Here is a 12,293-nt window from a genome sequence, read left to right as displayed (position 1 = left end):
TTCTGAAATTATTTTATCTCTTCCAGCTTATCATTTACATCTTCGTTATTATGAGCAATGCGGCTAGCTGCACTTGCAGCAATGGCTGCCACGATATCGTCTAAAAATGTATTGACTTTCCCGTCATGGCTATTGTTCAGCTCTTTGATGATTCCAAATTTTTCTTTGTCTAAATAGCCATAATTCGTAAATCCAATTGACCCATAAACATTTACAATCGATAACGATAAAATTTCATCAATTCCATATAGCGGTTCATCTGATTCGATAATTTGCTGAAGAGGTTCAGGAAGCAATTTTTGTTCCGCAAGCTTGTCTAAAGCAATTCCTGTCAAGACAGCATGAATGATTTCTCGTTTTCTTAAAATCTTTTCAACATGGTATGTGCATTCTTCAAGAGACAGATCGGGAATGTATTTTTTTTGCAGCTCCAACACGATTTGTCCAATGTCTTTTAATGTTACTCCCCGATCTTCCAATAATTCAATCGCTTTTTTTTGGAGCTTTTCAAGTGAATACGCCATTTTCAATCACTTCCTTTACTGCATCCAATTTGGAGGTGTGTTTGTGTCCCAATAAATTTTCCCCAATGCATAATGGGTTTGAAAGTGGTCATGGTATGTATGGTAATGAAAATCAAACCAATAGCCTTGTTTTGGCGGATGATCGACGCGAACATGAAATCGTATCAAGTCTTTTCCGCTCGTACGATCATAAATGTGAAAAATTTTTTCTCCTTTTCCATTCGCAGGTTTTTGGGATATAGCCAAATCTGCAAATTTTTCCTTCTCCGTTGCCAAGAAGGTTTTGATCACTTCTTCCATTTGCGGCAAAACTAAGTTGCGAAACTCATCTTCTATCACACCGCTGATTTTTTTGCCGAATTTTTCAAATGATTGTTTTTCCGCTTCAAACAAAAATTGATCGACAATGTTTGGCTGTTCTATTGCTGACTGATCTTGTGAATCACGATGCAGTAATAGTTTTTTCTCTTCGGCCTCCGGTGCATAGTTTGCGTCAGGAGCCTGTTTATTGACGGTTAAGGCGGACGGAGGCGCTACAAGCCCGAATGTTGCGAGTGTAAATAAAACGACAAGCGATTTTCGAATCCAATTTTTCAAGTTCCCAACATCCTTTCCGCCAAATGAACAAACGATACTATCATTCTATCATATTTTAATCAAAATAGATATTTGATAGAGTTTTTTGACTGAAAAGAAATGGGTTCAAAAAAACGAGAAAAAAGGGTAAAATAAAAATCAGAAGTTGGAGGCAGCAGATCGGAAGCCGACAATTTGGGAAACCGGCAGAAAATGACCGTTCAACTCATCCTGCAAAATTTTTTCTAGTTGATTGGAGGAAAGTACATATGTATGATGCAATGTTCATAATAGGTAGCTTTATTACACTTGCATATTTAATTGTAATGGAACTTACAGACTAAAAGCTCATGGAAGACCATGAGCTCTTTTACTTTTAAGAAGCTGAATATCATTAGCAATGCTTTTCAAATGCTTGAAGAAGATTTTCCATAACTCCTTCCAGCGTATTGCCTTCAATGTCATGTCTTGGGATAAAATGGACAACTTCTTTTCCTTTTAAAAGAGCCATTGACGGCGACGACGGTTCATAACCGATAAAATACTCCCTCATTTTTGCCGTCGCTTCCCGATCTTGACCCGCAAAAACAGTTACGAGATGGTCAGGGGTTTTTTCGCTTCTTACTAAAGCTTGTGTTGCCGCTGGTCTTGCAAGTCCCGCTGCGCAGCCGCAAACGGAATTCACAAAGACGAGCGTTGTCCCTTCCGCTGATTCCATAAATTGATCCACCTCTTCAGGTGTAACTAATTCGCGGAATCCAGCATTTGTCAACTCATCTCTCATCGGTTGAACGAGCTGACGCATATACTCTTCATAAGCCATTGACATTTTCAATCCCCCTAATTTTTACTATATTTAACATTATTCGTTTATGAAACAGAAATATGCTACTTTTGCCGGCTTTCGGTCATTTGCTTCCAAACGGATCCTTTTGCTTCTTCTCCTTTTTCGATCCTTTCTATTGCCATCTTTATTTGCATTTTCACTTCAAATTCTGGATCGTCTTCCGCTTCCTTCAGTTCCTTTAAAACAGATTCATCTCCTACTTCGTACAAAAACATGGCTGCTCGCCAACGAACAAGTTTACTTTTGTCCTTCAATGCTTTCGCCATTTCAGGAATAGCCGCTTTGTCCCCGATGTCAGATAGCGCATCACCTGCTGTTCTTCTAACAGTAACGCTTTTATCTTTTAACGCTTTATAGAGCAAAGGAAGGACAGCCGGATCTTCGAGCATTCCTAAATAGACCGTTGCAAGTCTTCGTATCGATGCTTTCTCATCATTCAACGCTTTTTCCAGCACATCTAAATCTTCAAGCGTTGGATCCATTTGCTCCAAATGGGCAAACCGCTTTTGCCAATCAGGATCATCAAGCATGTCAACCGTTACTTTGTAGCTGAATCGCTTAAACGTTTCCTTTTCATCCTTTTGATGAATGATTCTATTTTTTATGCGTTCCAGCCTGTCATCCGGATAGGCTGCTGATATTTCATCGACAACCTCCTGGCCGATTGCATCCAAATCTCCGTAGCGGACGCCATGCTCCTTCCATTCCCTTTCTAAAACAACGTTGTTCGCATGCTTTTGAACTTCCATGATCATGTTTCGGAAGCGTTCAGGCAGCCCGTAGCGGCGCTCCTCATGTCCGTCTGTCAGCTTTACTTGCATCGGCAGGCCGTGAAACATTTGAATAAACACTTTTACTTCGCCATATCCTTCTTCAGGAGAATAGGCGTCCTGGCTGTTATCTTCAACCTGCTCGCCGAAAATGCTTCTTACTTCTGATAAAATATCCTGCCAATGATATTTGCTGTTTCGTTCAATGGCCATAAAATCTGCAACATGATAAACCCCTTTCACCCCTTCAATTGCTAAAATGGATTGGATTTCCTTTGGTGCTTCATGAGCATTTTCTTTTTTATAATTGTTCCTTTTACCTGCCGGAAGCTCTTGGTCGAGAATTACTTTCATCGTATTAGGGCTTGGGGTAGGTTCAATCGACTTAATGTTCACAAGATGTCACTCCCTACTTCCTCTTAGCTAGTTCCATTTTAACATGCCAGTCTGCAAAATTCTTTCCAAAAGCACTTGCAGTGAAATAATGGAGAATTTACAAAAGCTTTTCGATATAAGGAGCGATGTCTTTCGGATTTGTTTGCGGAACAAATCGCTCTACCGGATTGCCGTCGCGGTCGATCAAAAATTTTGTAAAATTCCATTTAATCATCTTTGTTCCAAACACGCCTGGAATTTGTTCGGTCAAGTACACAAATAAAGGATGGGCATTCGGGCCTCTCACATCAATTTTTGAAAAGACGGGAAATGTCACACCATAATTTTCACAAAATGTTTGGATTTCTTCGTCCGTTCCCGGCTCCTGATTGCCAAACTGATTACACGGAAACGCCAGTACGACAAATCCTTTTTCTTTGTATGTTTCATATAAATTTTGCAAATCTTTGTATTGCTCCGTAAAGCCGCAATAACTTGCAGTATTGACAATGAGCATGACATTTCCTTTATACTGTAATAGTGATATTGTTTGCCCATCTGCGGTTTTTACATCAAAGTCATAAACAGTCATCACGCCTCCCCCTCCATTTACGTTGATTTTACATTACAGTCATAATAATAACAAATCTAAAATTGAAATATCATTTTAAACTATCTATAATATTAGCAAAACTTAGTCTGATCATGTTCTGTTTCGCTCTTCACATGATTCATTTTTTTGTTTTTCGATTACATTCCGGAGGTGCACATACATGCCAATTAATATACCAGCAAATTTGCCGGCAAAAGAAATATTGGAGAAGGAAAACATTTTCGTGATGGATGAAAAAAGGGCTTACACTCAGGATATCCGCCCATTAAATATTGCCATTTTAAATTTAATGCCAGAAAAAGAAAAAACGGAGACCCAGCTTCTCAGACTTTTAGGAAATTCTCCGCTTCAAGTTAATATCACGTTTTTGCGTCCGAAAACCCATACGCCAAAAACAACGGCAAAGCAGCATTTAGAACAATTTTATACAACGTTTGATCAAGTCAAGCATCGAAAATTCGACGGGTTGATTGTAACAGGGGCTCCTGTTGAAAAAATGCCTTTTAATGCTGTTAATTATTGGGAAGAGTTGACAAACATTTTTGAATGGACGAAAGAAAATGTGACATCTACTTTGCATATTTGTTGGGGTGCTCAAGCAGGCCTATTCTATCATTACGGCATCGATAAATATATGCTGCCGAAAAAATGCTTCGGCGTTTTTGAACATAAAATATCAGATCCTTCCGTCAAGCTGTTAAGAGGTTTCGATGAAATCTATTACGTTCCTCATTCTCGCCATACGGACATCGATGTGGAAGAAGTGAAAAAACAAAAAGATTTAGAGATTTTGTCTTATTCGGATGAAGCGGGTGTATGTCTTATTTCTTCGAAAGACGGGAGATTTATTTTTTTAACCGGACATCCTGAATATGATGCAACAACATTAAGAGATGAATATGAACGAGATTTGGCGAGAGGACTTGACATCGAAATCCCAAAAAATTATTTCCCTAATGACGACCCGACGAAATCGCCTTACAATCGCTGGCGGTCACATGCGAATTTGCTGTTTGTCAACTGGCTTAACTATTATGTATATCAAGAAACTCCTTATATTTGGGAATAATAATAGCAACCTGGTCGGATTAAAATACGACGTTCTGAAATTGAGGTGATGAAATCGTTTATGAATAAGCAGAAAATTTTGATCTTGACAGCAAAGTACGGAAACGGGCATATTCAAGTGGCAAAGACGCTGGAAAAGCGATGTATGGAACGGGGTATGGACGTCATCGTTTGCGATCTATATCAAGAGTCTCATCCACTCATTACTGAATTCACAAAATACCTGTATTTAAAGAGCTTTTCGTTTGGAAAACAGTTTTACCGTTTGTTTTATTATGGTGTAGATAAAATGTACAATAAACGAGTCATGAATGTTTATTACACAATGGGCAGAAAAAAACTCGAACAAGTGATTGCTGCTGAAAAACCCGATATCATCATCAATACGTTTCCAATGATCGTCGTACCCGAATACCGGAGACGCACCGGTCACGTGATTCCGACCTTTAATGTCATGACAGATTTTTGTTTACATAAAATTTGGGTGCATCAAAACATAGATAAATATTATGTTGCATGTGAAGATGTAAAAGAAAAACTTCTCAGCTTAGGGATCGACGAAAAAGACGTAAAAGTTACCGGAATTCCTATACGCAGCCGATTTGAAGAAAATATTGAGATAGAACCGTTGTACCGCAAATATGGATTAAGTGAGAACAAACATATTTTGCTTATTATGGCAGGTGCTCACGGCGTCTTAAAAAATGTGAAAGAAATTTGCGAAGCGATGCGCTATTCAGAAAACGTCCAAACCGTTGTTGTATGCGGAAACAATCATGCGCTCAAAGACCGCTTAGCCCCTCTTGCTAAAGCAAGCAGAGATCAATTGAAAGTTTTGGGTTACGTCGAAAGAGTGGACGAGCTGTTTCGAATTGCTTCCTTGTTGATTACAAAACCCGGAGGAATTACGTTAACAGAAGCTTCTTCCCTTTCGGTTCCTCTCGTTTTATACAACCCGGTTCCTGGGCAGGAAAAAGAAAACGCGGAATTCTTTGCAAAACACGGCGCTGCGGTCATCGTCAACAATGTATCTGATATGATTGATGAGGTGAACAAATTATTGCATTCACCTGATAAATTAAAACGGATGCGTAAAAATATTTTTCAACTGTACCATCCAAACGCTGTGGACACCATTTTAGACGACATAAAGTTAGAAAGTGAACGAATGTCTAAATATATTCATGAACATATTTCATAAACGAGTGTCAATAAGACATTCGTTTTTTTATAAAATGACGTCGCTTTATCGTATTAACTTCCTCGTATTACCTGGAAAATGCTTTTTTTTGCGAGAAAACAGCACCGATTTTCACGGTGAAAGCATCCTTGTCATGTAGCCGGCAATTAAGCTGATTTATTCCCAATCAATTTCCATCTTAGCGTTTTGACAAAAATTCGAATCATTGGAATAAACTTGACTTTCAATAATTGGTTAGTGTATAGTAGATATATCATTTAGCTGAATATAGGCAGCCTAAGGTTTTGAGACCTTGCTTGTTGCATTATATTCCTGTTAAATGATAAAAAATTTTTTAAGCACGGCTTTGTGCGGAAAGTATTAGGAGGAAATCGAAATATGCAACAAAATGGTAAAGTAAAATGGTTTAACAATGAAAAAGGTTATGGTTTTATTGAAGTTGAAGGCGGAGACGATGTTTTTGTCCACTTCACTGCAATTCAAGGCGAAGGTTTCAAAACCTTAGAAGAAGGTCAAGCGGTATCTTTTGAAATTGTCCAAGGAAATCGTGGACCACAAGCAGCGAACGTTGTAAAATTATAATCGATGATCATTTGATCTTCAAATATAAAAAGAGGCTTTTGCCTCTTTTTATTTTTTATTTTCGGAATTTTTATTTATTACTGAATTTTCGATCGCCGCGCTTGCGTGTCCCCCTCAAATTTTTCCCCAGCTCTTTAATTTGCTGTCCCACCGTGCATTTATTAATACAAAATGAATGGGCATATGTTTTTCCGTATTCTTTTCGAAAATGAGCTTTTAAAAAACAATTTACGCAATATTCATCCATTAATTCAGTCACTTTTTCAAATATAGCCGCACGATCTTTCATCATTCCATCTCCACTGTTTTTTATTTATCATTATGCTGTTTCACAAAAAGAGATTGTACTTTCTCGAAAATGTATCTTTCGCATTCTCAATTGAAGAGACTAATTTTTTATACCATATTCTGTTCAACCTTGCAACCGATTCACTCAAAAGGGTTTTTACAGACATTGATCGAATTGTATGGTATAATCACATCGATTTTTTTGAAAAGAAAAAGGCAGTCAAATAGATGTTTTACTTAATAAGATCAAAAGCTCCTCACATCTATTTTAAGCTTTTTTCATCCTTATCATGATCTTGATGACATGTTATATTCTTCATTTTTAAAAAAATTCCTCTAAGGGAGTGAAATTGATTGGTAGAAGTCTACATAGATGGTGCGGCAAAAGGAAATCCCGGACTTTCCGGCGCCGGTATTTATATAAAAGGAACGAACATTCAAGAAAAATATTTTTTCCCCCTTGGCGTCATGGATAATCATGAAGCTGAATTTGCTGCATTAGTCAAAGGACTTATGATCTGCCTTGAAAAAGGATATAAGATCGTCTCTTTCAGAACCGATTCACAGGCAGTGGAGCAAGCAGTGCTTAAACGTTATGCAAAAAATCAACGCTATAACAGCCATCTTCAAGAAGCGTTAAAGCTCATCGATCAATTTGATTTGTTTTTTATTAAATGGATTCCCGAAAAGCAAAACAAAACGGCTGATGAATTAGCCAAAAAAGCATTGCAGCTTCAAAAAGGGATTGATCATGAAGGAACAACAAGCGGCTGATTTTAAGTTTTTTCGTGTTGCTTATATTTGGAAACAGCATTTTTTATCGTTCGGAGGGCTTTATGTGTTAACTCATATTATTGAAGAAGAACTAACAACGTTCTGGTCTTTCATTGGAACCCTTTATTGTATTAGCACGCAATAAACTAACAACGTTCGGAGCGTTCAGCGGGACCTTTAATGTATTAGAACACGATAAACTAACAACGTTCGGAGCGTTCAGCAGGACCTTAATGTATTAGCTCGATAAACTAACAACGTTTGTGAACATTCACCGGGACCTTTAATGTATTAGAACACAATAAACTAACAACGTTTATGAGCGTTCCATCAAGAGCGGGGCCCCATGAGATCATCCGCTTTTTGATCAGAGGGATGAGCTTGGTTTTTGCGGCTTCTCCCGGCAAAAAACATTTCCACAAACCATTTTGCACGTTCTGTTAGCATCCAGAAAATAAAGACTCTTCCATAAATTTTATGAGGAACTGGGTCATCCAGTTCCTTTCAGCTTTGCTTCCGACTTACATATTCTTTTACCATTTCTTCCGTTACGTATTTTCGCTGCGGAACGATTCCGGTGGTTCTGGCCAGCTCATTCATTTCTTTTGTAATTTCGTTAATCGTTTGCACGGAAAAATGAAGCCCCTTTTCGCAAAGCATTACAGCTTCATCGATTGCCTGCTCCCGTTTTTCTTCTAGATGCAAAAACCTTTTCACGATCTCGTGCTGGCGGTTTGAATGCTTTGTTATCTCTTTATGTACTTCTGCCATCTTTTTTCCCCCTAATTTTTAAGTTCGAGCACTTTCAAAGGAAGAGAGGAGCTTCTGCCCCTCTTTATGAAAGCGATGTTAATTCATTGAATTTTTCTTTCATCCATTGTACATCATTTGGTGCTGTCAACGTTTTTAATCTAGCTTGAATAAATTGTTCCCCTTCATGAATCATTTTTTCCTTCAGCTGTTCGATTTCCTTTTTCAATAATGCTTCGTAATGGCGAGCCAGATGCTCTTCAAAAGCTCTCACCGACATGTCAATCGTATCTTTCAAATTCTGTTCTAGAATATCAAACAGCTTTTGCTTTTCGTTCTGCTCGAAAAATGATTTCGTATTTCGGAACACTTTATGTGCTTTTGAAACATCAAATTGAATGTAAGGGAAAACGGAAACTTGGATCCGGATTTCTTCCCATTGAACCTCTTCTATATTTGAAAACGGAACTGCTTCACATTGTTTAGCAACCATGTCGGAAAGGTTCTGATTGATTTTTTGCAATATTCCGTTTAAATAATTTTCAATACGAAGTGTTGTAGCGTTCATTTCCTGCTGGAGCTGAACATTCAATCCTTCTATCATTTCGTTAAAACAATCCATTAAAATGGCTGCTTCTCCCTTTGTGCTGTTTGTAAATTTGCCAGGATGATACGCCTCTTTAAACAGCTCCGGAAGTTTATGAAGAAGCCGCTGTTTTACGTAATAGTTCAATTCTTCCGTTTCCTGCTGGAATGTTATAACGTATTCGTCAACTGATTGCGTACGAATTAATTCCTGCATGCGATTGAGCTGATCCTTCAATTCGCGAATTTTCAGATCGCGTTCGCTTTCATCAAGCTCCAAAAGCTTGATCATATCTGAAAGTTCTGAGACCGCCTGTTGAAATTCATGTTCAGCCGCTTGAATTAAAACGGTCATCAATTCATGATGGATAAAATGTTCAAACGACTTGAGAAAATGCGGAAACTCGTCTCGAACCTTTGAAATCTTTTTCTTTTCCAATGCCTGTAAGCTTGAAACTTGAAAAAGCTTCGGCTCTCGGATTGAATGGGACAATAACATTTGCTCGACATAATTTCGAACATCTTCTGCATCTTGATCATGTTCCGCCAAATCAATTGCATTGATGATAAAAAACATTTTATCTAACGTAAAGGCGTCCTTTACAAGACCAAGCTGATCCAAAAACTGCTGATCTCCTTTTGAAAATGGATGGTTGTAGTAAGTTAAAAAGATAATGGCATCCGCATGTTTTATATATTGGAAAGCAAGTTCTGTATGCCGGCCGTGAAATGAACTCGCACCTGGAGTATCAACAAGAGTAATCCCTTTTCTAGTCAGATCACAATCATAATAAATCGTTACATCCTGAATCATACATGACCGTTCTTCTTTTGCAACAAATGACTCAAGCTCATCTGCCTTGATCCATTTCACTTTTTGATCTTCTTTTTCATAAAATGAGATTCCTTCTAAAAAGGTGTTCAGCCTTCTTTGAACCATTTCATCTTCCGTTCGTTTCATTGCTTGAAGCATCGCTTCGCGCAAATCGGAAAATCGCTCCGCCTTAAGAGAAAGCGGTGCTAACAATTCATTAATTTCTTCTAAAATTTGCTGCTCATTTTTAAAGACTACTTCCACATCCCCGTGTTTTTTGCCATCTTTAACACCGGTTAATTTATTGATAACAGCGGTTGTTGGAGTTGGCGAGGAAGGGAAAATTTTTTCACCAATCAAGGCATTTAAAAAGCTCGATTTTCCTGCACTAAACGCGCCAAAAATTGCAATTTGAAAGGAGCGGTTCTCAATTTGAGAAAGTTTTTCTTTTAAGCGGTTGGCTGAATGCTCCAGCCCAGTCTCATTTAAAATTTCAATCCCTTTTTGCAGCTTATTTGTCATTTGATCTTTCTTCGCCGCTTCATGTTTTCGTTCGGTTTCTTTTTTCTCTATTTTTTTATCTTTTCTTTGCTTTTCATTCGAAATAAGGGATTGAAGAGAATTCCATTCCATGATTTGTTTTTGCAGATGTTCGGCTTTCCATCGCTCGATATCGATATTGTCAAAAGTTCCTTGACCATTTAATATGTCGGAAAGCTGTTTAAACTCATTCATAAATTGTTCTTTCTCATCAATCGCTTTAGACATTTGCATCAGTTTGACTGTAAGCTGTTCCCGCTCCTGCTTCATCCGTTCTCTTTCTGTTTGATTCATCTCGTGTAATGCTTTGATCATGTGATCGCGCAAGCTTTGAGCTTCTCGTTTGCACAATTGCTGTACAGCATTTGAAACATCTTTCCCATACTGGAGCACATATTGACCGTTTAATTCAGCCCCTGGTTTGATCACGTCAAGCAGCATATTTTCATCAAATTCGATCGAAAAGCTTAGTATTTGCTGTAAAAGAGAAGGTTGGTCGATATGATGCTTCTCGTAATATTTTTTCGCCATATTGATGATGTGCCATACAATTTGCGATTCCACATTTTTGGCCAGCTCTTCATAAAATTGAATAAGTATATTTCGTTTTGCCTCTTCTGTTTTCTTTTTTGAGAAAAACAAACCAACTTTAAAATCTTTTTTCTGGGTTTCAATTAATTTTGCCGCTTTTTCCCTTGTATCATAAGGCATAAGATTGGCGTTTCTCAACAAACCATCAAGTTCTTGATCAAATGCTGCTTCAAACTGTTTAATGTCTTCATCTATCAGCTTGAGCTTCTGTTCTATTTCCGACAATTTTTGCTGGCTGTTTTGAAGCAGCTGATCAAGCTGATTCCATTCATCCAATGAGAGATGAAGGCTCTCCGCTTTCTCTTTAGACAAATCCTCCTTCATTTGTTGAAGCAAAATTTTTGCCTGCTCCAATACATTTTTTCGCACTAAATGCTTTTTATTATCGACAAGCCCATTTAACCGCTCCTCTAACTGTTTAAATTCGTTTAAAGGATGCTCAGGCGATTTCGTTGTCGTATAATAAATATTTTCCTTTTCAATTCCGATAGCTGTCAGCGAGGCTTCAATGTTTGTTTTAAACGTTGAAAAAGGGATTTCATCTTCTTGATGCTTATCAATTTGGTTGATGATGACGATGATCGGTTTATTCATCTCCCTCAGCTTTGACAAGAAAGAAAAATTCAGCTCCGACTGAACGTGATGATAATCCGTCACATATACGATGTAATCCGCTAAATGGAGCGCCGATTCTGTTCTTTTGCGATGATCGTCATCCGTTGAATCAATTCCCGGCGAATCTGTTAAAATCAGATGTTCACGAATCGTAAAATAAGGCCGTTGAATAAATACTTTTTCAATTTCATTTTCTTGTTTGCACAGCTTGCTGATCAGCTCATTATCCAAATCGTCTTTCGATTCATACATTTTGCCATTAAACAGGTGCACACGGGTCAAACGTTCGCCTTTCGCCAGCATGACGATATTGGAGCTGGTCGGAAGCGGACTCGAAGGCAAAATGGTTCCGTTTGCAAGCTTGTTTAACAGCGATGATTTTCCTGCCGAAAAATGGCCCATAAATGCAATTTGGATTTGATCCTGCATTTCTTTTTCAATTAATTCTTTCCATTTTTGTTTATAGGAAGCTTTGACTTCTTTAGGAAGCTTTTCAAATATTTGAATCAAGCTGCTGATTTGTTCTTGCTCAACTACATTTCCCATACCTCAGGCTCCTTTTCGTCAATTCCTCATGTTGATTTTACCATATTGCCCGTAAATGAAGGCAAAAAAATTATTTTCAGGAGCCTGGATCAAGAAAAAAACCCGCTTTAATAACTTTCGCTTCCTCCCAAGCGACTGTTAAAAAGCTCAATTTTCCCCATAAAAAAGAGATTGACTGTTTTTTGCCAATCCCCGCTATGTAATGTATGAAAAATTTATTTATGAATTTGAATC

At 38.0% G+C, this 12,293-nt stretch carries 13 protein-coding genes; 5 read left to right on the top strand and 8 right to left on the bottom strand.

The genetic code is table 11. From position 1 onward, the window contains the following. Positions 1–8: 8 nt before the first annotated feature. The 5 genes from FB379_RS03205 to FB379_RS03185 form a co-directional block, all read right to left on the bottom strand. Entirely contained in the window at positions 9–524 is a 516-nt protein-coding gene (locus FB379_RS03205; protein WP_063389674.1) for a phosphatidylglycerophosphatase A family protein, read from the bottom strand. A 15-nt stretch (positions 525–539) separates the two neighbouring features. Further along, entirely contained in the window at positions 540–1,121 is a 582-nt protein-coding gene (locus tag FB379_RS03200; RefSeq protein ID WP_066250261.1) for a YpjP family protein, read from the bottom strand. Positions 1,122–1,494: 373 nt separating this feature from the next. Further along, positions 1,495–1,929 (bottom strand): BrxA/BrxB family bacilliredoxin, encoded by a 435-nt coding sequence (locus FB379_RS03195; RefSeq protein WP_063389672.1) that lies wholly within the window; start codon positions 1,927–1,929, stop codon positions 1,495–1,497. 59 nt (positions 1,930–1,988) lie between these two features. Beyond that, positions 1,989–3,113 carry a conserved virulence factor C family protein gene (locus FB379_RS03190; protein WP_066250259.1) on the bottom strand — a complete coding sequence of 375 codons (1,125 nt, stop codon included), beginning with the start codon at positions 3,111–3,113 and terminating at the stop codon, positions 1,989–1,991. Positions 3,114–3,210: 97 nt separating this feature from the next. Continuing rightward, positions 3,211–3,684, bottom strand: coding sequence for a glutathione peroxidase (locus FB379_RS03185; RefSeq protein WP_063389670.1), 474 nt, complete (start codon positions 3,682–3,684; stop codon positions 3,211–3,213). A gap of 181 nt (positions 3,685–3,865) precedes the next feature. Between FB379_RS03185 and metA the strand changes: the two genes are divergently transcribed. The 3 genes from metA (at position 3,866) to cspD (ending at position 6,556) form a co-directional block, all read left to right on the top strand. Continuing rightward, a complete protein-coding gene (metA, locus tag FB379_RS03180; RefSeq protein ID WP_063389669.1) occupies positions 3,866–4,774 on the top strand; it encodes a homoserine O-acetyltransferase MetA in 909 nt (302 codons plus the stop codon). A gap of 60 nt (positions 4,775–4,834) precedes the next feature. Continuing rightward, positions 4,835–5,974 carry a diglucosyl diacylglycerol synthase gene (locus tag FB379_RS03175; RefSeq protein WP_063389668.1) on the top strand — a complete coding sequence of 380 codons (1,140 nt, stop codon included), beginning with the start codon at positions 4,835–4,837 and terminating at the stop codon, positions 5,972–5,974. 378 nt (positions 5,975–6,352) lie between these two features. Beyond that, positions 6,353–6,556: a cold-shock protein CspD gene (cspD, locus tag FB379_RS03170; protein ID WP_063389667.1), complete on the top strand. Its 204-nt coding sequence runs from the start codon at positions 6,353–6,355 to the stop codon at positions 6,554–6,556. A gap of 70 nt (positions 6,557–6,626) precedes the next feature. Here cspD and FB379_RS03165 read toward each other — a convergent pair whose 3' ends face one another. Further along, positions 6,627–6,845: a zinc-finger domain-containing protein gene (locus FB379_RS03165; RefSeq protein ID WP_157728045.1), complete on the bottom strand. Its 219-nt coding sequence runs from the start codon at positions 6,843–6,845 to the stop codon at positions 6,627–6,629. Between the two features lie 353 nt (positions 6,846–7,198). Here FB379_RS03165 and FB379_RS03160 point away from each other — a divergent pair, with 353 nt between their 5' ends. Beyond that, a complete protein-coding gene (locus FB379_RS03160) occupies positions 7,199–7,618 on the top strand; it encodes a reverse transcriptase-like protein (RefSeq protein WP_144596975.1) in 420 nt (139 codons plus the stop codon). Further along, complete coding sequence (locus FB379_RS18420) at positions 7,596–7,763, top strand: hypothetical protein (RefSeq protein ID WP_157727946.1); 168 nt, start codon at positions 7,596–7,598, stop codon at positions 7,761–7,763. Before FB379_RS03160 ends, FB379_RS18420 begins: the two co-directional genes overlap by 23 nt. A gap of 359 nt (positions 7,764–8,122) precedes the next feature. Here FB379_RS18420 and FB379_RS03155 read toward each other — a convergent pair whose 3' ends face one another. Together FB379_RS03155 and FB379_RS03150 are read right to left on the bottom strand one after the other, a co-directional pair. Then, positions 8,123–8,389 (bottom strand): YpbS family protein, encoded by a 267-nt coding sequence (locus FB379_RS03155; RefSeq protein WP_063389664.1) that lies wholly within the window; start codon positions 8,387–8,389, stop codon positions 8,123–8,125. Positions 8,390–8,453: 64 nt separating this feature from the next. Continuing rightward, entirely contained in the window at positions 8,454–12,059 is a 3,606-nt protein-coding gene (locus tag FB379_RS03150; protein ID WP_144596973.1) for a dynamin family protein, read from the bottom strand. Between the last annotated feature and the right edge of the window lie 234 nt (positions 12,060–12,293).

Origin of the sequence: Aeribacillus composti (assembly GCF_007827555.1) — a bacterium.
GTDB lineage: Bacteria > Bacillota > Bacilli > Bacillales > Aeribacillaceae > Aeribacillus > Aeribacillus composti.
Note: the sequence above shows the minus strand (reverse complement) of the source record. Positions and strands in the feature narration are given on the sequence as shown.